General features: G+C 48.7%; 18 protein-coding genes and 1 tRNA gene. 15 read left to right on the forward strand and 4 right to left on the reverse strand.

What is annotated here, in order from left to right; translation table 11 throughout:
* Positions 1 to 6 precede the first annotated feature (6 nt).
* The 3 genes from AC3WQT_RS05780 to AC3WQT_RS05790 are packed head-to-tail and all read left to right on the forward strand — an operon-like array spanning position 7 to position 4,320.
* Positions 7 to 2,124 (forward strand): hybrid sensor histidine kinase/response regulator, encoded by a 2,118-nt coding sequence (locus tag AC3WQT_RS05780; protein WP_492703124.1) that lies wholly within the window; start codon positions 7 to 9, stop codon positions 2,122 to 2,124.
* 45 nt (positions 2,125 to 2,169) lie between these two features.
* Positions 2,170 to 2,994 (forward strand): response regulator, encoded by an 825-nt coding sequence (locus AC3WQT_RS05785; protein ID WP_492702842.1) that lies wholly within the window; start codon positions 2,170 to 2,172, stop codon positions 2,992 to 2,994.
* Between the two features lie 36 nt (positions 2,995 to 3,030).
* Positions 3,031 to 4,320 (forward strand): NRAMP family divalent metal transporter, encoded by a 1,290-nt coding sequence (locus AC3WQT_RS05790; RefSeq protein WP_492702843.1) that lies wholly within the window; start codon positions 3,031 to 3,033, stop codon positions 4,318 to 4,320.
* On the opposite strand, the gene AC3WQT_RS05795 is transcribed toward AC3WQT_RS05790, so the two are convergent.
* Together AC3WQT_RS05795 and AC3WQT_RS05800 are read right to left on the reverse strand one after the other, a co-directional pair.
* Positions 4,314 to 5,048, reverse strand: a complete 735-nt coding sequence (locus AC3WQT_RS05795) for a tetratricopeptide repeat protein (RefSeq protein WP_492702844.1) — start codon at positions 5,046 to 5,048, stop codon at positions 4,314 to 4,316. The two genes, AC3WQT_RS05790 and AC3WQT_RS05795, sit on opposite strands and share 7 nt — an antisense overlap.
* 76 nt (positions 5,049 to 5,124) lie before the next feature.
* Complete coding sequence (locus AC3WQT_RS05800; RefSeq protein WP_492702845.1) at positions 5,125 to 7,248, reverse strand: bifunctional 2',3'-cyclic-nucleotide 2'-phosphodiesterase/3'-nucleotidase; 2,124 nt, start codon at positions 7,246 to 7,248, stop codon at positions 5,125 to 5,127.
* Between the two features lie 366 nt (positions 7,249 to 7,614).
* Here AC3WQT_RS05800 and AC3WQT_RS05805 point away from each other — a divergent pair, with 366 nt between their 5' ends.
* Positions 7,615 to 8,574 (forward strand): patatin-like phospholipase family protein, encoded by a 960-nt coding sequence (locus AC3WQT_RS05805; protein ID WP_492702846.1) that lies wholly within the window; start codon positions 7,615 to 7,617, stop codon positions 8,572 to 8,574.
* Positions 8,575 to 8,692: 118 nt separating this feature from the next.
* Here AC3WQT_RS05805 and AC3WQT_RS05810 read toward each other — a convergent pair whose 3' ends face one another.
* The gene (locus tag AC3WQT_RS05810) at positions 8,693 to 9,190 is read right to left on the reverse strand and encodes a C40 family peptidase (RefSeq protein ID WP_492702847.1); all 498 of its coding nucleotides are present in this window, start codon (positions 9,188 to 9,190) and stop codon (positions 8,693 to 8,695) included.
* Positions 9,191 to 9,482: 292 nt separating this feature from the next.
* Here AC3WQT_RS05810 and AC3WQT_RS05815 point away from each other — a divergent pair, with 292 nt between their 5' ends.
* The 4 genes from AC3WQT_RS05815 to greA all read left to right on the forward strand — a co-directional run bounded on the left by AC3WQT_RS05815 (position 9,483) and on the right by greA (position 15,201).
* Complete coding sequence (locus AC3WQT_RS05815; RefSeq protein ID WP_492702848.1) at positions 9,483 to 9,887, forward strand: GlcG/HbpS family heme-binding protein; 405 nt, start codon at positions 9,483 to 9,485, stop codon at positions 9,885 to 9,887.
* 323 nt (positions 9,888 to 10,210) lie between these two features.
* A complete protein-coding gene (gene carA, locus AC3WQT_RS05820) occupies positions 10,211 to 11,365 on the forward strand; it encodes a glutamine-hydrolyzing carbamoyl-phosphate synthase small subunit (RefSeq protein ID WP_492703125.1) in 1,155 nt (384 codons plus the stop codon).
* A gap of 4 nt (positions 11,366 to 11,369) precedes the next feature.
* On the forward strand, positions 11,370 to 14,588 hold the full coding sequence (gene carB, locus AC3WQT_RS05825; protein WP_492702849.1) for a carbamoyl-phosphate synthase large subunit: 3,219 nt from the start codon (positions 11,370 to 11,372) through the stop codon (positions 14,586 to 14,588).
* Positions 14,589 to 14,724: 136 nt separating this feature from the next.
* Positions 14,725 to 15,201 (forward strand): transcription elongation factor GreA, encoded by a 477-nt coding sequence (greA, locus tag AC3WQT_RS05830; RefSeq protein WP_110254249.1) that lies wholly within the window; start codon positions 14,725 to 14,727, stop codon positions 15,199 to 15,201.
* Between the two features lie 150 nt (positions 15,202 to 15,351).
* Here the strand turns inward: greA and AC3WQT_RS05835 are convergent, their stop codons facing one another.
* On the reverse strand, positions 15,352 to 15,828 hold the full coding sequence (locus AC3WQT_RS05835; protein WP_110253841.1) for a YhbY family RNA-binding protein: 477 nt from the start codon (positions 15,826 to 15,828) through the stop codon (positions 15,352 to 15,354).
* Between the two features lie 32 nt (positions 15,829 to 15,860).
* Here AC3WQT_RS05835 and AC3WQT_RS05840 point away from each other — a divergent pair, with 32 nt between their 5' ends.
* From AC3WQT_RS05840 to AC3WQT_RS05870, 7 genes are all read left to right on the forward strand, one after another.
* Positions 15,861 to 16,505 (forward strand): RlmE family RNA methyltransferase, encoded by a 645-nt coding sequence (locus AC3WQT_RS05840; protein WP_492702850.1) that lies wholly within the window; start codon positions 15,861 to 15,863, stop codon positions 16,503 to 16,505.
* A gap of 123 nt (positions 16,506 to 16,628) precedes the next feature.
* Complete coding sequence (gene ftsH / locus AC3WQT_RS05845) at positions 16,629 to 18,518, forward strand: ATP-dependent zinc metalloprotease FtsH (RefSeq protein WP_492702851.1); 1,890 nt, start codon at positions 16,629 to 16,631, stop codon at positions 18,516 to 18,518.
* 85 nt (positions 18,519 to 18,603) lie between these two features.
* Complete coding sequence (gene folP / locus AC3WQT_RS05850) at positions 18,604 to 19,443, forward strand: dihydropteroate synthase (RefSeq protein ID WP_492702852.1); 840 nt, start codon at positions 18,604 to 18,606, stop codon at positions 19,441 to 19,443.
* A 14-nt stretch (positions 19,444 to 19,457) separates the two neighbouring features.
* Positions 19,458 to 20,804 (forward strand): phosphoglucosamine mutase, encoded by a 1,347-nt coding sequence (gene glmM / locus AC3WQT_RS05855; protein WP_492702853.1) that lies wholly within the window; start codon positions 19,458 to 19,460, stop codon positions 20,802 to 20,804.
* Positions 20,805 to 20,917: 113 nt separating this feature from the next.
* Positions 20,918 to 20,994 (forward strand) — tRNA-Arg (locus tag AC3WQT_RS05860).
* 127 nt (positions 20,995 to 21,121) lie between these two features.
* Positions 21,122 to 22,123, forward strand: a complete 1,002-nt coding sequence (locus AC3WQT_RS05865; protein WP_492702854.1) for a hypothetical protein — start codon at positions 21,122 to 21,124, stop codon at positions 22,121 to 22,123.
* 466 nt (positions 22,124 to 22,589) lie between these two features.
* Positions 22,590 to 23,469: MCP four helix bundle domain-containing protein (locus tag AC3WQT_RS05870; protein ID WP_492702855.1), on the forward strand; the 880-nt coding region annotated here is incomplete at its 3' end.

Genomic DNA, 23,469 nt, shown 5'->3' on the forward strand with positions numbered 1-23,469 from the left:
GGTCGTATGGCTGGTGAGCAAACCTCACTCAAGGTGCGTGAAGTATTGCTTAAGATGGGGGCCTTGCAGGATGCCATTTTTAATAGCCAGAATTTTTCCATTATTGCGACTGATGCCCAGGGGCTTATCCAGATTTTTAATGTTGGTGCCGAACATATGCTGGGCTATGACGCTGCCGATGTCGTCAACCTGATTAGCCCCGCTGATATCTCTGATGCTGACGAACTCGCCGCCAGAGCAGCTGCGCTGAGTGCAGAATTCAATACCCCGGTTGCCCTGGGTTATGATGCGCTGATTTTTAAAGCGATGCGTAGCCTGGAAGACAATCATGAACTGACCTATATCTGTCGTGACGGCAGTCGTTTGCAGGCCATTGTTTCAGTCACGGCATTACGTGATGCGCAGGGGGTTGTCATAGGTAGTCTCTTGATAGGCACAGACAATACCGCACGCAAGCAAGTGGAGGCAGAGCAGGCCTTGTTGGATCAGCGTTTACGTGATCAGCAATTTTATACGCGCTCATTAATTGAAGCCAATATTGATGCCTTGATTACTACGGACTTGAATGGCGTCATCAGCGATGTTAATCACCAGATGGAAGCCATCACTGGGTGTACGCGCGATGAATTGATAGGTGCGCCATTCAAAAATTATTTTACCGAACCTGCGGCAGCAGAACTGGCGATGAAGCGTGCGCTGCAAACTGGCAAGGTCAGTAATTGTGAACTGACTGCGATTGCAAAAGACGGTAAGGAAACTGAAATTTCCTACAATGCCAGCACGATATACGATCGTGAACGCAGGTTGCAAGGCGTGTTTGCGTCAGCCCGTGATGTCACTGAATATAAATTATTTGAACAAAGACTGCAGAATAACAATATAGAACTGGAATTGGCCAAGGCTATTGCCGAAAAGGCGAATCTGGCCAAGTCGGAATTTTTATCGAGCATGAGCCATGAATTGCGCACACCGCTCAATGCAGTGTTGGGTTTTGCGCAATTGATGGCATCAGATAATCCACCACCGTCAGACAATCAAAAATTATCTATAGACCAGATATTGCAGGCTGGCTGGTATTTACTGCGATTGATCAATGAAATCCTTGATTTGGCGATGATAGAGTCTGGCAAGGTCAGTATTTCAAAAGAATCCATCTTGCTTGCCGATGTCTTGCTTGACTGCCAGTCCATGATAGAGCCACAGGCGCAGACGCGCGGCATAGAAATGATTTTCCCTGTCATAGACATGCCATTGTATGTATTTGCTGACCGTACCAGGCTCAAGCAAGTCATGGTGAATTTGTTGTCGAACGCGATTAAATACAATCAGCACGAAGGCTCGGTTACGGTCGAATACGCCATGCGTGGCGAGGGTCGCATACGTATCAGCGTCAAGGATGCTGGCAAGGGATTGTCGCCTGAGCAGGTGGCGCAGTTGTTTCAACCCTTCAATCGTCTGGGACAGGATGCAGGTAATGAAGAGGGAACCGGCATAGGTCTGGTCGTGACCAAGCAATTGGTTGAACTCATGGGTGGCGTGATTGGTGTTGAAAGCAATGTCGGTGTTGGCAGTGTGTTCTGGATAGAGTTGGCTTTGGCCTCTGCACCGGCTTTGCATGATGAAGGTATGGATGAATTTGTAACTGAACCATGTGGCGAACAGCAGGCAGTTCATGCATCAGCGCAACGTAGTTTGTTATATGTTGAAGATAATCCAGCCAACCTGGCTTTGGTAGAGCAATTGATTGCGCGCCGCAGCGATCTCAAGCTGTTGACGGCAGTGGATGCTCATTTGGGCATCAGCACGGCACAGATATGCAAACCAGATGTGATTTTGATGGATATTAATCTGCCTGGCCTTAGCGGTTTTGGTGCGCTCAAGATTTTGGCAAACGACCCGTTGACGGCGCATATACCCGTCATGGCCCTGTCTGCAAATGCCATGCCGCGTGATATCGCAAAAGGTTTGGATGCGGGCTTTTTCCGCTACCTGACTAAACCCATCAAGGTGAGTGAGTTCATGGATGCGTTGGATCTTGCATTGCATCATGCAAAAGAACATGGCCTGGATCGTAAGACGGGCGAATTGGACAGCAAGACACAAAAAGATGTCGTTGAGATTTGATCTGAAAATGTAGTATTGAGGTGACAACGATTTTGAAAGAATGAAATGCTTGAAACAGTCGAAATTCTCAAGGCCAGCATCCTGATCGTTGACGATCAAAAAGCTAATGTGATGTTATTGGAGCAAATGCTGCGTAATATTGGCTATACCAATATCACCACAACCATGGATGCACGTACCGTGTGCGCACTGCATATAGAGCACAACTATGACCTGATATTGCTGGACCTGCAAATGCCCGGCATGGATGGTTTTGAAGTCATGGAAGAATTAAAGAACATCGCAGCTGATGCCTATTTGCCGGTACTGGTGATTACTGCCCAGCCGGGACATAAGCTGCGTGCCTTGCAGGCTGGTGCCAAGGATTTTGTCAGCAAGCCTTTTGACCTGCAGGAAGTGCAGACGCGCATACACAACATGCTGGAAGTGCGCTTGTTGTATCAACAGTTGGATAATTACAATAAGCGGCTAGAGCAAACTGTGCTGGAGCGCACGGCAGAGTTAAGCGCCAGTGAAGCACGCTTTAAAAGTTTTACCCAACTCTCATCTGACTGGTATTGGGAACAGGACCAGTTTGGTAATTTCACCAGTGTATCGGGGCCAGTATTTGAAATGTTGGGTATACAGGCAGAAGACATGCTGGGTAATGCACCCAGCGGTGGCATGGAAGGCTGGGACGTCGATGAGCGCGAACAACTCGACGATAATATCGCCAATCGCCGGCCATTTCTGGATTTTATCTACCGGCGCTGCAAACAGGATGGCACAATACAATATCTGCAAGTCAGCGGGGAACCCTTCTTTGACTCGGCCAGCCGGTTTGCCGGATACAGAGGTGTAGGTATGGATGTAACCCATCGACGACCATAAGATCAAAAGCAAACACTCGCATTCGAAAATCAGGATATGAATAAACCGACTTCAAGTGCGTCTACAGACTCCAAAGAATCGTCCCTGTTAAAAAAACTGGGGCCTGGCCTGATCACTGGCGCAGCAGATGATGACCCTAGTGGCATCGCCACTTATTCGCAAGCGGGTGCCCAATTCGGTTTTAATATGTTGTGGACGGTGTTGTTTACCTACCCCTTGATGGTGGGTATACAAATCGTCAGTGCCCGCATAGGCAGGGTCAGTGGTCATGGTCTTGCCACCAACATCCGTCGTCATTATCCTGCATGGTTATTGTATGCAGTGGTTGGTCTTTTGCTGGTCGCCAATACCATCAATATTGCTGCCGATATTTCTGCCATGGGTGAAGCATTGAAGTTACTCATAGGCGGCAAGGCACATCTGTATGCCATAGGCTTTGGCGTATTGTCTTTGCTGCTGCAGGTCTTTATTCCTTATCAGCGTTATGTGCGTTTCTTGAAATGGCTGACACTGGCTTTGCTGGCCTATGTCGCCACTGTCTTTGTCGTACATACGCCCTGGTCCAAGGTCTTGTTGAGTGCAGTCATGCCGCAACTATCGTGGAAAAAAGAATACATCACGACCGTGGTTGCACTGTTCGGTACCACCATCAGCCCCTATCTGTTTTTTTGGCAAGCCTCGCAAGAGGTCGAGGAGATGCGCGCTGATCATCAAGCGCGCCCGCTGATCCATGCACCTGAACAGGCACCAGCCAATTTGAAGCGCATAAAACTTGATACTTATGTAGGGATGGCATTTTCCAATCTGGTGGCTTTCTTCATCATACTGACCACTGCCGTCACTTTGAACATGCATGGTATTGCCGATATCCAGACTTCTGCCCAGGCGGCACTGGCATTGCGGCCCGTCGCCGGTGATTTTGCTTTCATGTTATTCAGTGCGGGTATTATCGGTACTGGTTTGCTGGCTATACCTGTACTGGCTGGTTCATCAGCTTATGCCATGGCAGGAGCCTTCAAATGGAAAAACAGCCTGGAAGATACGCCCATGCAGGCCAGGCAGTTCTACGCCATCATTGCGCTTTCTACCGTCATCGGCATTGTACTGGGGTTTACTGCAATTGACCCCATCAAGGCACTGTACTGGAGTGCCGTCATCAATGGTGTGATTTCTGTGCCTATCATGGTGGTCATGATGTTGATGGCAGTGAGGGCAGATATCATGGGTAAATTTGTGATTACCCGAAGGCTGACAATATTAGGCTGGTTAGCCACCGGTATGATGGCACTTGCTGTTACATCGATGTTGGCGACATTCTTTTATTGATACCTGTTCCAGCGCATCATGCGTTCGTCTGAAGCTTCCTTGATTAAATGCCTGGCTTTCAGCGGGTCTTTTTCCATATGCTTACTGCCGCTTTCCAGTTCCATTGCCAGCGCCTGAATCGCAACCGGGTATTCAAGTTCTGCAGATTCTTCCAGCCATTTTCTGGCCAATGCCTGATCTTGTTTGACGCCTTCACCCGCTGCATAGGCGTTCGATAGCAGGAACATGGCCTGGGCATTGCCTTGTTCGCTGGCTTTCTCCAGCCATTTGACAGACAGTACAATGTCTTGTGACGTGCCTTGACCATACTTGGCCATGCGTGCCAGCATAAAGCTGGCTTTGCCATAGCCATTGTTTGCAGCTGCTTCATACCATTTCCAGGCTTGCTGCTCATTCTTTGCCAGACCCAAGCGGCTTTTATAATAAGCTTCGGCCAATTGGAACTGGGCTTCCGCATCGCCACTTTGATTTTTTGCGGCGCGTTCAAGCCAATGCAATGCCAGGGCTTGCTGTTCAGGTTTGATCGCATACGCTAAACCCAACTCTCGCTGCGCCACTGCATTGCCAGCATCGGCCCATTTTTCCAGTGATGCGATGGCAGATGGCAGTTGCGCATGCAAGGCCTGTATGCCAGCGGATTCAATTTCTGCCGTGGTTGGTACCGGTGCGCAAGCGCATAGGCTGCAGGCTAATAAAATGCCTGCACTGATTTTAAATTTGTTCAACATAGTGTCGCCAAGAGAGCAGACGTGCACCTCACTTTGAGGTGCACGCTTATTCATTAATGCTGTTTTATGCAAATTTTTACTTGCTCAAATCTATCGCATATTTTGCAAAACCACTGGCATCCAGTGCGCCTTCAGACTTGACGCGACCCAGACCCAGTGCTTGTGCCACGGAGATTTTGCCTGGGGCGGAGCGCAAAATGACGGGGCCTTTGGTCGTTACTTTTACAAAACTCCAGCTTTGACCAGTGCCGTTCGCTGCAGCAGTAATCTTGCCTTGTTTTTTAACGAAGTCGCTGACCACTGCCTGGTTTGCGTCTGGTGACTTGATGATGGTTTTGCTGCCATCAATGCCTGGGAAGTTGCCTCCGCCACCGGCACGATAGTCATTCGTCGCAACGATAAAGTCGTCATTGTCACCTACGGCCTTGCCTGCATACGTCAGGTTGACGATACGTTTTCCTGCTGGCTGGGTAACGTCGATCTGGTAGGTCAGGGCATTATTGTCTGCATAGAATACATCGTAGTTGTAGATGGTTGAATAAGACGGTACCAGGTCTTGCTCTGTCGTCAGTGTCGGGTCTATCTGGCCGAATTGTTTTGCTGCAGTTTCCAGCCAGTTCTTCAAATCAGAACCCTTGATTTTCACTGCTTGCAGATTGTTATTGCCATACAGGTAAAGGTCACCCGGATTGCGCACTTGCAAACCAAATGGCGTAGCCGGGCTGGCACCAGGGGCAACATCAGTGAAGTCGGTCGGGCCATTGCGGCCTGCCTTGAATGGCGCGCTGCATGAAATGACAGGAATGGATTTGTAGCTGGCTATCGTCGCGTCATTCGACGTGGCGATGAATTTTTTCACATAATCGATTTGTGCCTGATTGACGATTTGTATCGCAGAGACATCGCCGACCAATGAAAAGTAGGCCGACATTTCAAAGTCTGTTGTCGTGCCCAGAGCTTGCGTTGCATAGTTGATGGTGGCTTTGTGCTCGGTATCAACCAGTGGCGCGATAGACGCATCAGCATCAACGATACTGGTGCCATCTTTGTATTTGAAGCCGCGCGCTTCTACATTGGTCAGGTCTTTTTGCACGACCCATTTACCGCTTTGGTATTTGAGCGTCATTTGTATGATACCCAGTCGGCGGCCCCAGCTTTGTGCCATGACGGCTGGCACGCCATTTACCAGACCCTTTTTTGTATCCACGATAGCGGCGGGCAGGGCAGCCAGAGATGCATCAATGGCTGGCGCGCCGACTTCTTTCGGTGCAGGGAAAATCAAATGAGCATGACCCAGCATCAGCGCATCAATACCGGTTGTGCTCAGGTGCAGGCTGCCGTTTTCCATTTTAGGGCTGTAGGGTGATGCATCCAGTCCGCCATGTGACAGGGCGACGACCAGGTCTGCCCCTTTGGCGCGTAGTTCGGGTACATATTTGTTGGCAGATTCTTGCACACCATTGACAACCACTTTGCCCGCCAGAGATTTTTGATCCCAGTCCATGATTTGAGGTGGTACAAAGCCCATGATGCCCACATTCAGTTTGACATTCATGCTGCTGCCATCAGGCTTGGTCGCAACGAACTGTTTGTTGATGATGGAAGTGGGGTTGAAGATAGGTTTCTGGCTTGTGGCACCGACAACGTTGGATAAAACCAGGGGAAAGTTAGGGGCACCGCAAGTGCCAGCTTTGCTGACATCTGGCAGGCCAAAGTCAGTATTGGTGATCTGGCTGAGGAAGCCCAGGCCATAATTGAATTCATGATTACCCAGGCCAGCACCATCGTATTTCAGTGCATTCATGACTTTGTAAATGGCCAGCGTGCCACTGCAAGTGACGGGCGCTGCCAGTGCCTGGTAATCGCCCAGCAAGGTACCCTGGATAACGTCACCATCGTCGAGCAAAATATTATTGGGATTTTCTGCGCGCGCATCTTTGATCAGGGATGCCGTTCTTTCCAGGCCCAGGCTGGTATCGGCTTTCAAACCGTAGTAGTCGTAGCTCAGTATGTTTTGATGGATATCCGTGGTCTCAAGCAAGGCGAGTTTGACGACCGTTCCCTCCGGGATGCTGTTAGGGTCAACCACGGGCGTTACATTGGTTGTAGCCGCTGGATTGCTGCTGCCGCAGCCTGCCAGGGCAATTGCTACCAGCGCCGCGATTGGAGTGAGTGGCGGTAACCAGGAAATTTTTTTCATAAAATCTTTCAAGTATAGCTTCAGACATCAAGTGTTTAACGAATGGCGTCATCGCAAATGGCGGGACTTTCCGGACAACTGGGTCGGTAATGACGCGACAAGTGCGGGATTATCAATACTAATTATTTCTATGGCATGACATATAAGTAAGCGAATGCTGTATATCATGATTTTGTGATATCTGACTTGTGGTGTGATTAATTAAATCGCTGTAAATCGCTGATTTCTCGTGGGTAAGCTGGCAGTGCAGCAGTTTTTTTAGACATGTCCTGTACTATGGCTCTTTTAGAAATATAATCACGCACCTGCAAAAAGTCCCGTTCGCCGGAACTTGCACCTCATTTACTGTTGAAACTTAGAAATCACATGTCGCGTATATTTTTCCGTCCACTAGCTTTACCTGCTGGCAAAAATTCTGTTCTTGCTCGTCTCGCCTTGCCGGTAATGCTGGCATTTGGCCTTTCTGCCTGTAATACTTCGCCACAACAAGTGACACCTGCCGTGGCGCCAGCCATACCAGTGGCTAAGACGCTCAAGCCTTTGCGCATAGGTCTCGCGCTAGGTGGGGGCGCTGCACGCGGCTTTGCACATATTGGTGTCATCAAGGCGTTGGAGTCGCAAGGTATTAATCCTGATCTTGTGGTTGGTACCAGTGCGGGCAGTGTGGTGGGGGCCATGTATGCTGCTGGTAACAACGGGTTTGCCTTGCAGAAAATGGCTTTGGATATGGACGAGGTAACTATTTCTGACTGGTCGCTGCCTTTGTTTTCCAAGTCCAGCGGGGTATTGAAGGGGGATGCCTTGCAAGCCTATGTGAACCGTCTCGTGGTGCAAGCCCCGATTGAAAAACTGCGCAAGCCTTTTGGTGCGGTTGCAACTGATCTGGCTACAGGCCATGCTGTGTTGTTCCAACGCGGTAATACTGGTGCGGCAGTGCGCGCTTCATCTGCAGTGCCTGGTGTTTTCCAGCCTGTGAAAATCAATGAACGCCTGTATGTCGATGGTGGCCTGGTATCGCCAGTGCCAGTGCGTTTTGCCCGTGAAATGGGGGCTGATCTGGTGATTGCAGTCAACATTTCTTCACCGCCAGAACCGCTGGTTTCAAATGCTACCCTTGATGTTTTGCTGCAAACAGTAGCTATCATGGGGCAAAGCATTAATCAGTTTGAATTGAAGCAGGCTGAGATTGTGATTCGCCCGGAATTGCCGGGCATGAAGGGAAATGATTTTAATGGCCGCAACCTGGCCATCCTGGCTGGTGAAAAAGCAGCGATGGCGATGATGCCTGAAATTAAGCAAAAAATTAAAGCAATGCAGGAACGTTGATCAACGGTTTGCTTGATTTGAATGAGGCAGGGCGTGAATTGCTCTGCCTTTATTTTTTTGAGGGCGGGGAAATGTGTTGTGAAAGTGGTGTTAAGGCTGCTTGGGCTAAATAATTTACTTATTTGACTTCATCATCATTGATGCGGCGTGCGCCATTGAAGCGTTTTTTCCAGTAGGCGATGTCCATGCTTTCTACTCTGACCTGGCCGCCTGCTGAAGGGGAGTGGATGAACTTGTTGTCACCCAGATAAATTCCTACATGGGAAAAGCCGCGTTTAAGTGTGTTATAAAAAACCAGATCACCCGGACGCAAATCCTTTTGTTCTACGTGTTCACCTACTTTGCTGATTTCTGCCGAGGTGCGCGGCAAATTGGCACCGACCACATCCTTGAATACATAGCGTACAAAACCACTGCAATCGAGACCGTTTTCCGGTGAGTTGCCGCCGCGCTTATAGCGTATGCCCATCAAATCCATGGCTTTAACGGTCAGGTCGGATGCGCGTTGCTTGATTTCCTGCAGTTTGGTATAGGCGGTCGAAGATTCGGGGAAGGGATTGTCTGCGCTCCAGGCTGGGTTGGCCGCTGCGGCTAGCAGCATAGTCGAGATAAGCACTAATTTGGCTTTCCTTGATAGTCTGGAAACGGTTATTAGCATCTTTGCACCTGGTTGGAAAAACCGGTCAACTGTAAGCGAACTCTGAAAAAATGTAAACTATTTGGGATGCCTTTCTGCGTAACAATAAGTTTCAGTCATTAATTAAAACAATGGCAATATGGTGGCAAGGTTTTGCATAAGTCACAATTGCTGCCCGTCGATTGACTCACTTAAATTGGTAAAAACTGTTTGTATACCTAAGCGCAATTGCTTGGCGTACAATCCGCTGACTTTTAATGGAGAGGTATTTATGCAAACAAAACCTGTGATGACATTGGATGATGTCAAAAAAATTGCTGCCGCTGCAGAAGCAGAAGCCAAAGCCAACAACTGGCCTGTTGTAATCGCCATTGTGGACGATGGTGGTCATTTGATGTGGTTGCAACGACTGGATGGCGTAGCCCCAATTTCCTCCCAAATCGCACCAGCTAAGGCGACTACTGCAGCCTTGGGTAAGCGCGAATCAAAAATCTATGAGGATATTATCAACAATGGCCGTTTCTCTTTCCTGAGTGCACCTCTGGAAGGCATGCTCGAAGGCGGTGTACCTATTATTGTTGACGGTCAATGTGTTGGTGCAGTCGGTGTTTCTGGTGTGAAGTCTGCAGAAGATGCGCAGATTGCCAAAGCAGGTATTGCTGCACTGGGCCTGTAATTTTTATCATCAGTATTTTTGGTAAACTGCGTTTCGGCAGGGATTCCAGAGGAAATAGTAGCGACTTGATTTGCGAACGCCCGTACTACTCTTGAGTTTGCAGACAATTTAACGGCCCATCAGGCATTTCGTATTTGCCTGATGGGCCGTTTCGCGCTATAATTCGAGGGTTTAACTAATCCGAAATCTCGCCGTAGCGCCTACCCAAATTCACATCGCTCCATCATCTTTCCAGGCCACGCGGCAATTCTTGCGCGGCCAGGGAAACGACAGCTTGGGGCGTCGCAGCGGCGGTAACAATACAGGAGTTGCCCTTGCTGCCCATTCCGCAGTCCCTTCTTCGTTCCGGCCAGGACACCGCTATACTTGCTCTCGCCGATGGAAGCATTTTCACTGGATATTCGATTGGCGCTGCCGGTCAGACCATAGGTGAAGTTGTCTTCAATACCTCAATGACCGGTTATCAGGAAATTTTGACTGACCCCAGTTATAGTTCCCAAATCGTTACCCTGACGTATCCGCATATTGGTAATACCGGCGTCAATGCCGAAGACGTAGAGTCTGACAAAATCCATGCAGCCGGTTTGATTATTAAAGACCTGCCTTTGCTGGTATCGAATTTCCGCTCTGAACAATCCCTCTCTGATTATCTCAAATCCCAAAACATCGTTGCTATTGCAGGTATTGATACCCGCAAGCTGACACGTATCTTGCGTGAAAAAGGTGCGCAGGGCGGTGCTATCCTGATAGGTGCCGATGCTGAAAAAGCCGTCGCACTGGCCAAGTCTTTCCCTGGTTTGTCTGGCATGGATCTGGCCAAGGTTGTGTCTGTCAAACAGGCTTACAACTGGACAGAAGCTGAATGGGTACTGGGCCAGGGTTATGGTCAGTTGGAAAATCCAAAATTCCATGTTGTTGCTTTTGACTTTGGCGTCAAGCGCAATATTCTGCGCATGCTGGCAGAGCGCGGCTGCAAGGTCACGGTATTGCCTGCGCAATCCAGCGCTGCTGATGTGCTGGCACTGAACCCGGATGGCGTGTTTTTGTCGAATGGTCCTGGCGACCCTGAGCCTTGCGATTACGCAATTGCTGCCACCAAAGAGTTGATAGAGAAGGGCATTCCTACCTTTGGTATCTGCCTTGGTCATCAAATCATGGCGCTGGCATCCGGTGCCAAAACCCTCAAGATGAAATTCGGTCACCACGGTGCCAATCATCCGGTGCAGGATCTTGATACCAAACAGGTATTGATTACGTCCCAAAACCACGGTTTCGCAGTGGATGCAGCAACTTTGCCAGCCAACTGCCGCGTCACCCACGTGTCTTTGTTTGATGGCTCGCTGCAAGGCTTTGCCCGTACTGATAAACCCGCTTTCTGCTTCCAGGGTCACCCTGAAGCCTCGCCAGGTCCGCATGATATTGCCTACCTGTTTGACCGCTTCACCGCGATGATGGCCAAGGCAAAGACAGGAGAATAAGAGAATGCCAAAACGTAACGACATAAAAAGTATCTTGATTATCGGCGCTGGCCCCATCATCATTGGCCAGGCTTGCGAATTCGATTATTCCGGCGCACAGGCTTGCAAGGCTTTGCGTGAAGAAGGTTACCGCGTGATCCTGGTCAACAGCAATCCTGCGACCATCATGACTGATCCGGAAATGGCCGATGTGACTTACATTGAGCCTATCACCTGGCAAGTTGTAGAACGCATTATCGATAAAGAAAAACCGGATGCGATCCTGCCCACCATGGGTGGCCAGACTGCATTGAATTGCGCACTGGACCTGCATCGTCATGGCGTATTGACCAAATACAATTGCGAACTGATCGGCGCTTCACCAGAAGCCATCGACAAGGCTGAAGACCGCTTGAAATTCAAGAATGCCATGACCAAGATTGGTCTGGGTTCTGCGCGTTCTGGTGTTGCTCATTCCATGGATGAAGCCTGGACTGTGCAAAAGGATGTCGGCTTCCCGGTCATCATCCGACCATCATTCACCATGGGTGGCACTGGCGGTGGTATTGCCTACAACCCTGAAGAATTCGAAACAATTTGCAAGCGCGGTCTGGAGGCATCTCCTACCAATGAATTGCTGATCGAAGAATCGCTGATAGGCTGGAAAGAATATGAGATGGAAGTCGTGCGCGATAAGGCCGACAACTGCATCATCGTCTGCTCCATTGAAAATCTGGACCCTATGGGTGTGCATACCGGTGACTCCATCACGGTTGCACCAGCGCAGACACTGACCGATAAAGAATACCAGATCATGCGTAATGCCTCTTTGGCAGTGCTGCGTGAAATTGGTGTGGATACTGGCGGTTCCAATGTACAGTTTTCCATCAACCCTGCTGATGGGCGCATGATTGTCATTGAGATGAATCCGCGTGTGTCGCGTTCATCTGCACTGGCATCCAAGGCAACTGGTTTCCCTATCGCCAAGATTGCTGCCAAGCTGGCAGTTGGTTTCACGCTTGATGAATTGCGCAATGAAATTACTGGTGGTGCTACACCTGCTTCTTTCGAACCTTCGATTGATTACGTCGTCACCAAGATACCGCGTTTCGCATTTGAAAAATTCCCACAGGCAGATAACCGCCTGACGACACAGATGAAATCTGTTGGTGAAGTGATGGCGATAGGCCGTACCTTTCAGGAATCCTTCCAGAAAGCCCTGCGTGGCCTGGAAGTTGGCGTCGACGGTATGAATGAAAAAACCCAGGATCGCGAGACCCTGGAAAAAGAACTCGGTGAGCCTGGTCCGGACCGTATCTGGTATGTCGGTGATGCTTTCGCTCAAGGCTTCACACTGGAAGAAGTGCATCAACTGACGCATATCGACCCTTGGTTCCTGGTGCAAATCAAGGACATCGTCGATATCGAATTATGGCTGGATGAACAGTCACTCGACAGCGTTGATAAAGCCCTGATGCTGCAACTGAAGCAAAAAGGTTTCTCTGACCGTCGCCTGGCAAAACTGCTGAAAACGACTGACACAGCGATTCGCGAAAAGCGTAAAGCTCTGAACGTGCGCCCAGTCTACAAGCGCGTTGATACTTGCGCCGGTGAATTCGCAACGAATACAGCCTACATGTATTCGACGTACGAAGAAGAGTGCGAGTCCAACCCAACCGACAAGAAAAAAATCATGGTATTGGGCGGTGGCCCTAACCGTATCGGCCAGGGTATTGAGTTCGACTATTGCTGCGTACACGCAGCGTTTGCGATGCGCGAAGATGGCTATGAAACCATCATGGTCAACTGTAATCCTGAAACTGTTTCTACTGACTACGATACATCCGACCGTCTGTACTTTGAACCACTGACGCTGGAAGATGTACTGGAAATCGTCGACAAAGAAAAACCAGTTGGCGTTATCGTGCAATACGGTGGGCAGACACCTTTGAAGCTGGCACTGGATCTCGAAGCCAATGGCGTGCCTATCGTTGGTACTTCGCCAGACATGATCGATGCTGCGGAAGACCGCGAACGCTTCCAGAAAATGCTGCAGGACCTGGGTTTGCGTCAGCCGCCCAATCGCACTGCGCGTACTGAGGCCGACGCTTTGGCACTGGCGCAAGAAATCGGTTATCCGCTGGTGGTGCGTCCGTCTTATGTACTCGGTGGTCGTGCGATGGAAATCGTGCATGAGCAGCGTGATCTTGAGCGTTACATGCGTGAAGCCGTCAAGGTGTCACATGACTCTCCAGTCTTGCTGGACCGCTTCCTGAATGATGCGATTGAAGTCGACGTCGATTGCCTGTCTGATGGTGAGCGTACCTTCATTGGTGGTGTCATGGAGCATATTGAACAGGCTGGTGTTCACTCTGGTGACTCTGCATGTTCCTTGCCACCATATTCCCTGTCACAAGAAACCATTGCTGAACTCAAACGCCAGACTGCGCTGATGGCAAAAGGTTTGAATGTCGTCGGCCTCATGAATGTGCAGTTTGCGATCCAGCAGCAAGAGGGCAAAGATGTTGTGTTCGTGCTGGAAGTGAATCCGCGTGCGTCACGTACCGTCCCTTATGTATCCAAGGCCACTGGCTTGCAACTGGCAAAAATTGCTGCCCGTTGCATGGTTGGTCAGTCTCTTGATTCACAAGGCATAGGTGCAGAAGTCGTGCCACCTTACTTTAGTGTCAAGGAAGCGGTATTCCCATTCGTTAAATTCCCTGGTGTTGATACCATCCTCGGTCCGGAGATGAAATCGACCGGTGAAGTCATGGGTGTGGGTAAAACCTTTGGTGAAGCTTTCGTGAAATCACAATTGGGTGCGGGCGTGAAATTGCCAACGTCTGGCAAGGTATTCCTGAGTATCAAAAACAGCGATAAACCACGTGGCGTCAAAGTGGCGCGTGATCTGGTTGAGATGGGCTTCTCTATTGTTGCTACACGTGGTACGGCAACCGCGATTGCTGCTGAAGGCATCCCGGTTTCTATCGTGAACAAGGTTGTCGAAGGCAGGCCACACGTTGTAGACATGATCAAGAACAATGATATTGCCATGGTCATCAATACAGTAGAAGAAAAGCGTAACGCCATTACTGATTCACGCGCTATCCGTACCTCTGCATTGATTGCCCGTGCAACAACGTTCACCACCATTGCAGGTGCCGAGGCTGCGGTTGAAGGCATGCGTCATCTCAATGAATTGCATGTTTATGATTTACAAGGTCTGCATAAAACCTTAAACTGATAGAAATAACAGTGTCCCTGAGTACTGACTGCAAGCCCAGGGAAGCTTGAACTTCGATACAGAGGTCACAAAAGGCATCGGTAATGCTGGTGTCTGACGTGGCCTCTGTATTTTTACTTTTATGAGTGTGAATGATATGAGTACAGTACCTGTCACCAAGTTCGGCGCAGAATTGCTTAAAAAAGAATTGCATCTTTTAAAGACCAAAGAACGCCCGGATGTTATCAATGCGATTGCAGAAGCACGCGCACAAGGCGATTTGTCTGAAAATGCAGAATATGATGCCGCCAAAGAACGCCAGGCATTTATCGAAGGTCGTATTGCTGAACTGGAAGGTAAGCTGGGTTCTGCGCAAATCATCGATCCAACTACACTGGATGCAGAAGGCCGCGTTGTGTTTGGCTCTACCGTACATCTGGAAGACCTGGAAACTTCACAAAAAGTCAGTTACCAGATCGTTGGCGAAGATGAGGCAGACTTGAAATTGAGCAAAGTCTCCATCACTTCTCCTATCGCACGTGCCTTGATTGGCAAGTACGCTGGTGACGTGGTTGGTGTGCAAGCGCCAGCTGGCGTGCGTGAATATGAAGTGCTGGATGTACTGTACGTCTGATATTGACGTTTTTAATTCATATTCATTCAATGAATATGAATGGATGTAAAACGATGTAGCGTGACTTGAAAGATGTATTTTCTGGCAGAAATGTTACCCGGCCTGGTTTGGCCGGGTTGAGTACTGATCGGATATCAGAAGTATTCAGGCTTAGCTGTTGGCTAGAGATGATTTTTTTGCACTACTTTGACGTGGTTTGGCGCGTTTGATGTTGCCGCCCTGGGTAACGCGTTCATTGCCTTTAACCATGACTTTGGATACAGTCGGTTTTTTGGTTCCACTTGGGCTAGGCTTGACGATAGTGACTTCGCGCATGCCTTTACCTTTTTTAACCAGTTTGGTTTCTTTCGTGCCTTCCAGTTTTGGACGGTAAACTACCAAAAGTTTTCCAATATGTTGCACTGGGGCTGCATTCAGCTCGGCGCAGATGGTATCGTACATACCTATACGTGCTTCTCTATCATCGCCAAATACGCGTACCTTGATCAGGCCATGGGCATTCAGGCCAGCATCAATTTCTTTGATCACAGCAGGAGTCAATCCAGCTTCGCCGATTAATACGATAGGTTTCAGTGCATGTGCTTCGGAGCGGAGTTCGCTTCTTTCAGCGGGCGTAAGTTTTAACATAGTAATTCCTTTAAAAGCAGTATTTTACGCGAATGGCAAAGAATAAATTCAATCAAAATTGGGTTCACGACCATATTAATGATCCTTATGTGAAACTTGCACAAAAGGAAGGCTATCGTGCGCGCGCCGTTTACAAGCTAAAAGAAATAGATGAATCAGAAAAACTGATACGACCAGGGCAGGTGATTGTTGATTTGGGTGCAACACCAGGTAGCTGGTCACAGTATGTAAGGAATAAGCTGGCAGGTAAAGAAGGTGGCGGCATCATGGGTGAAATTTTTGCCCTGGACCTGTTGCCTATGGAGCCTATCGCTGACGTGCAATTCATACAGGGCGATTTTCGTGAAGATGAAGTGCTGGATCAATTGGAATCTAAATTGTTAGGCCGCAAAGTTGACTTGGTTTTATCAGATATGGCCCCAAATCTGTCAGGTAACTCAACTGTTGACTCTGCCCGTGTCGAATATATTATCGAATTGGCAGTTACTTTTTCCAAGGCACATCTCAAACCAGGCGGTGCTTTGCTGGTGAAATGCTTCCATGGGCCTAGCTATAACAACATTTTCACACTATTTAAAGATGAATTCAAAACGGTGATCAACAAGAAGCCAAAAGCCAGCAAGGACAAGTCTTCCGAGATATTTTTGCTTGGCAGAGGCTTGAAAAACCCTGAATAATTGCATGTACCTCTTGATAATCATCAATATCGCCAACATATGCTGGCTAGCAAGCTCTACCCAATGGGGGTAGAATGAACGTTTACAGTATCAAATGGCGCATCCTGCCTTCAAGGAGTTCTCGTGAATAATATGTTTTCAAAAGCTGCTATATGGGTGGTGGTTGCCCTGGTGCTTTTTACACTTTTTAAGCAGTTTGATGGAAAAGGTATCGGTGCTGGCGTCAAGTCCATCCCGTATTCCGAGTTCCTGGATGAGGTCAAATCCAAACACATCAAGGATGCCACCATCGATGAGGCTAATCGCTCCATCGTTGCGACCAATTCTGAAGGCATTAAAGTCAAATCCCAGATTACAGTCCTCGACAAGGGCTTGATTCGTGATCTGGTGGACAGTGGCGTCAAGTTTGATGTCAAACAGCCTGAAGAGCAGTCTTTCCTGTCACAAGTCTTCATTTCCTGGTTCCCGATGCTGTTGCTGATTGGCGTCTGGGTGTTCTTCATGCGCCAGATGCAGGGCGGCGGTAAAGGTGGTGCGTTCTCTTTTGGTAAATCCAAGGCCAGGATGCTGGACGACACTAATAATAATGTCACCTTTGCCGATGTCGCCGGTTGCGATGAAGCCAAGGAAGAAGTCAGCGAAATCGTTGATTTCCTGCGTGACCCAACCAAATTCCAGAAGCTCGGCGGCCGTATTCCTCGTGGCGTGTTGATGGTTGGTCCTCCTGGTACTGGTAAAACTTTGATTGCCCGTGCGATTGCGGGTGAGGCGAAAGTACCTTTCTTCACTATCTCTGGTTCTGATTTCGTTGAAATGTTCGTTGGTGTAGGTGCTTCGCGCGTTCGCGACATGTTTGAAAATGCCAAAAAACATTCACCTTGCATTATTTTCATCGATGAGATTGATGCTGTTGGCCGCCATCGTGGTGCTGGTATGGGCGGCGGTAATGATGAACGTGAACAAACTCTGAACCAGATGCTGGTTGAGATGGATGGTTTTGAAGCTAATTCTGGCGTCATCGTGATTGCTGCAACCAACCGTGCAGACGTGTTGGATAAAGCCTTGTTGCGCCCAGGTCGTTTTGACCGTCAGGTGTCTGTTGGTTTACCCGATATCCGTGGCCGTGAACAAATCCTCAACGTTCACATGCGCAAAGTACCAATCTCTGCTGATGTTAAGGCAGATATCCTGGCGCGTGGTACGCCTGGTTTCTCTGGTGCTGACCTGGCCAATCTGGTCAATGAAGCAGCCTTGTTCGCCGCAAGACGTAACAAGCGTCTGGTCGAAATGATGGATTTTGAAGATGCAAAAGACAAAATCTTCATGGGACCAGAGCGTCGTTCCATGGTCATGCGTGAAGATGAGCGCAGAAATACTGCTTATCATGAATCTGGTCATGCCGTAGTTGCCAAATTGATGCCTAAGGCTGATCCTGTTCATAAAGTCACCATCATGCCACGTGGATTTGCTCTGGGTCTGACCTGGCAATTGCCGGAGCATGACAATATCAGTGGTTATAAAGATAAGATGCTGGAGGAAATTTCCATCCTGTTTGGTGGCCGTATTGCAGAAGAAATTTTTGTTGGCCAAATGTCTACGGGTGCTTCCAACGACTTTTCCCGTGCTACCAAGCTGGCACGCTCGATGGTGACACGCTTTGGTATGTCCGACAGCATGGGCGTGATGGTCTATGAAGATAGTCAGAGTGAAGGTTACTTTGGCGGCCCATCTAAAACCATTTCCGAGGCAACCCAGCAAAAAGTGGATGCCGAAATCCGCAGCATTCTCGATACACAATATGCCTTGTCTCGCAAACTCCTGGAAGAAAACCGCGACAAGGTAGAAGCCATGACCAAGGCTTTGCTGGATTGGGAAACAATAGATGCAGACCAGGTCAATGACATCATGAATGGTGTGGACCCACGTCCGCCAAAACAAGGACAAACAAGCAGCCGTCCTTCTTCTGGTAATTCTTCTGGTGGTGTATCTCCAAGCGCAACTGCACCGGCCTGAGTTACTCTACAAATATTGCACAATTAATTTTTGAATTTCATGTAAAAGGGTGGGGATTATTCCTCACCCTTCGTCTTTTTAAAAAATGAAATATTTCCAATGTGGCCGTTTTCGCTACCCTTTGAGCGGAGCACAATCCAGAACTCTCGTCATGGGCGTGCTGAATATCACGCCTGATTCTTTTTCCGATGGCGGCAAATACCTGAATCTGGAAAGTGCCATCGCCCGCGCTGAACAGATGATAGAAGATGGTGTCGATATCATTGACATCGGTGGCGAATCCAGTCGCCCAGGCTCTGCCCCTTTGCCGCTGGATGAAGAGTTGAATCGGGTCATGCCCGTCATCTATGCTTTGCGTGATTGCGGCAAACCCTTGTCCATAGACACTTACAAGCCACAAGTCATGCGCGAGGCCTTGATTGCCGGTGTTGATATGATCAATGACATTCAGGGTTTTCGCTCACCTGAATCCATTGCTGCAGTGCAAAATGCAGATGCTGCCTTATGCGTCATGCATATGCAAAATACGCCAGAAAACATGCAGCTCAGCCCTGAGTATGCTGACGTCAATCAGGAAGTGAAGATATTTTTACGTGAGAGGCTTAGCGCGCTGGAAGATGCAGGTGTGGAAGCCAATCGCATATGCCTTGATCCTGGTTTTGGTTTTGGTAAAACTTTGGAACATAATGTGGCCATGTTCAGGCACTTGCCGCAATTTCAGCAAGAGTTGGGTTTGCCTGTGCTGGTTGGGGTGTCCCGCAAATCCATGATAGGCGGTTTGACGGGCAGGGTAGCACCAGAGCGCATGGCAGGCAGCATTGCTGCAGCCCTGCTGGCAAAACAAATGGGCGCAAACATTATCCGTGTGCACGACGTGGCAGAAACTGTCGATGCATACAAAATCTGGGATGCATTATCCCCTTGATGAGCAGGAAGACTATGAGTAGAAAATATTTTGGTACAGATGGTATACGCGGCAAAGTGGGTGTTGCACCAATTACGCCTGATTTTGTCATGCGTCTGGGTTTTGCAGCAGGCAAGGTGCTGGCGCAAGCCAACGTTACTGGCGATGCCCGCCCCACAGTCTTGATAGGCAAGGACACACGCATCTCAGGCTATTTGCTGGAAGCATCGCTGGAAGCCGGCTTCGCCGCTGCGGGCGTGGACGTTATGTTGTCTGGTCCGGCCCCAACCCCGGCAGTGGCCTACCTGACGCGTGCATTGCGCCTGTCCGCAGGTGTCGTGATCTCCGCTTCGCATAATCCATTTGACGACAATGGCATCAAGTTTTTTTCGGCGAACGGCAACAAGCTGGCTGATGAAGTTGAGCTTGCTATCGAAGCCGAACTTGAGCGTCCCATGCAATGCGTCAGCTCAGAGAAATTGGGCAAGGCGCGCCGTTTGAATGATGCCAACGGGCGCTACATCGAATTTTGCAAAAGCACTTTTCCGGCAGAGCTGGATTTGCGTGGCCTGAAGATCGTTGTTGATTGTGCTCACGGCGCCGCCTACGATATCGCCCCGCATGTCTTCCATGAACTGGGTGCAGACGTCATTGCCATTGGTAACCAACCGAATGGCCTCAACATCAATGACAAAGTTGGTGCAACATCACCTGATGCCCTGTCCCTGGCCGTGCGCGCCAATCATGCTGATCTGGGGATTGCCCTTGACGGCGATGCTGACCGCTTGCTGATGGTGGATAAGCACGGCAAAATTTATAACGGCGACCAGCTCCTGTATCTGATGGTGCTGGACCGCATGGCGATAGGCAAGGTTGAAGGTGTCGTCGGCACTTTGATGACGAATATGGCTGTCGAAGTCGCTTTCAAAAAGCTGGGTATAGGATTTGCCCGCGCCAAAGTCGGTGACCGCTATGTGCTTGAGCAAATGCAAGAGCGTGGTTGGCTGCTGGGTGGTGAAGGCTCTGGCCATCTTCTGTGCCTGGACAAGCATACAACTGGCGATGGCATCGTTTCAGCCTTGCAAGTGCTATCTGCGTTAAGGCGCAATGGCAAAAGTCTGGATGCATGCTTTGATGATCTGGAATTATTTCCGCAGACCTTATTGAATATTAAAGTTCCCGCCGGTTTCGACTGGCAAAAAAATGAGAAGCTGGTTGCCGAGAAACAAATGGTCGAAGCCGAACTGGCAGATCGGGGCAGGGTATTGATACGCGCATCCGGCACCGAACCCTTGGTACGTGTCATGGTTGAAGCAGAAGACACAGAGCTGGCTTCTACCAGCGCTCGCCGCCTGGCAGATTGCATTCCACCAGCAATCTAAGTAAATTAGCTGTCAGAAGTGGTTTCATTCTTGAAAGTGAGGACGATACCATGTACTATTCAGCCTTCAGTTTTTGGGCTCGCAAACATCTTTTTTGTTAGCCATTGACAAGACTGTCCATAGCTCAGTTGGATAGAGCACGAGCCTTCTAAGCTCGGGGTCGCACGTTCGATTCGTGCTGGACAGGCCAACAGATTCAACAAAAAGCCCCTGAGCTTACTTCAGGGGCTTTTTGTTTTTGCAAACTTGTCAAACAGTTGCCTTGTATGAATTAATTTGCGACTATTCACCAATTGCTAAAGTCCGGACCCTCAAAAATGAAATTTAAAAAAATAAGCCTGAGTATTGTCTTGTCTTTGCTGGTATTGGCTGCACAGTTTGCGCAGGCAGATGAAATTGCTGATCGTGAAAAGATAGGGTGGAAGGTCATAGAATTGTCTGTGGACGAAAATTTCGCCGAACTGGAAAGTATGGCAAAAACTTTTCGTACGTCCAAAGCTCGTACATCAAGCGGATTGTGGAAGCTGACACTTTTTTATGTGGGTCTTTCGGGGTCATTCAGGTACGAAAAAAATGATGCGCTGGTATGGTCCAAAATGGAGGACCGTATTAAAAGGTGGCAAATTGCTTATCCTGATTCTGCTGTTGCACATTTGGCGTATGCGGATATGCTGATGAATCGAGCATGGACTATCAGAGGAGGTGGTTACGCTGTCGATGTTAAAGAAAAAAATTGGAAGCCTTTTTACGAATATGTGGAAAAAGCCAGAATCTATCTGGAAGAGCATAAGAAGGCAGCCGCAAAAGACCCGTATTGGTATCAACTCATGGGAAACATTGCCAGATTTCAGGGCTGGCCTGAGGATAAAATGGAAAAACTGGTTAACGAAGGTCTTACCAAAGAGCCTTTGTTTTATCAGTTGTACTTCGGCGCTATTGATTATTACGTCCCAAAATGGGGTGGTAACGCTTACGCCGTAGAAAAATTTGCTCGGAAAGCAATGGAGAGGACCAAGCCCCAGGAGGGCTTTGGAATGTATGCGCGCATCTATTGGTATGCTTCGCAGACGCAATACGGTAATAAACTGTTTTCTAATTCCCTGGTTGATTGGCCCATCATGAAAAAGGGTATAGATGACGTGCTAAAAAAATACCCCGATGCATGGAATATCAATCATTTTGCCAAGTTTGCATGCTATGCCAAGGACAAGGATAAGACTGCAGAACTGATCGCAAAATTGAAAACTGAAGTGCTGCCTGATGTTTGGGGTTCGCAAATTAACTTTGAAAACTGCAAACGATGGGCCAATCTGATTTAAGCTAATTGTGAAACATTGCAACGAAGATGGCGCGGTAAACAGCTTTGGCAAGCATGCTTGTAGTTCACGAACCTGCCGATTGAAGCTGGTTATTTCAGTTGGTGCTTAAGCAGGCTTGTCTGAAAGCTATAAACAATCCTTATTGCTTAATCGCATCTGTGTGTCAAACCGATGTTGCAATTCGCCATCATTGCCACATTTGCTCAGCCTGTCTTTCAGGCTATACTCTGATCAAGCAATACCTCTTGTGAAGCAGAGAATTTGATCAAAATTCAATGCAAGCATAATCAAACTGCTATTACTCATTGCATTTTGAAGCAGGGTTTTTCTGAAGTTTTTCATGTTGAAAATATAAAAATCAGAATACATGGAGACATAAAAAGAGGGTGAGCATGCCCCGCGATTTTTTCTTTTCATGGCAGTCTGATTTCCACCTTCCGTCTTTTTCGGACACTCAGGAAAATGTATGAATCAATTGTCGCGTTTGAAGATTAGTGGTCGCCTGGCCTTGGGTTTTGGCCTGGTCATTTTGTTGTCCTGTGGTCTGCTCGTCCTTGGTTTGTTCCGGCTAAGTCAGTTGCAGGCTTCGACGGACTATATTTTCAATACCAAGGTTGCCAGTCTGGACGCTGCTACCGACATGCGCGAGCAAGGACGAGCCTTGGCCCTGGTGCTGCGGAAAATGACTGCGCCCAGTGATATGGCTGAAGCAGAGCGTGAAACCAAAAGGCTGGCCAAGATACTGGAAAGCTACGATGCTTCCGAGCTGGCAGCAAAAAAACTGATCGACGATAAAAACGGAAAAGATACGCTGCAAAATTCCGTTGATCAAAAACGTCAAGTCCTGGCAATTGCCAACAAGATCAAGGGCCTGGTCGCCGAAGGAAATTATTTCGATGCTGCATCTGTATTGCAGACAGAATTCAATGCTCCCAATGAAAAATGGATGTTGGCTTTAACTGAGCTGGCCAGCCAGCAGCACAAGGCCATGAAGGCGGCATATGATGAATCTCTGACCAACTACAAAAATGCCAGGCTTGGCATGCTGATCATCGGCGTTCTGACGATAGTGATAGGCTCCATAGCTGCCTGGCTGATTGCAAGAACCATTGCTGGTCCCATCAAACGTGCGGCCATTATCGCGGATCAAATTGCCAATGGTGATTTAACTCAGCACGTGGAAGCCAGTGGCACGGATGAAATTGGTGATTTGCTGCACTCGCTGCAGATGATGCAGGAAAACCTCTTGAATACGATTTCCAAGATCAAGACAGGTACAGAAACCATCACCGTTGCCTCTCAAGAGATCGCCTCAGGCAATGCCGATTTGTCGAGCCGCACAGAAT

The organism is Undibacterium sp. FW305-107 (assembly GCF_058788535.1).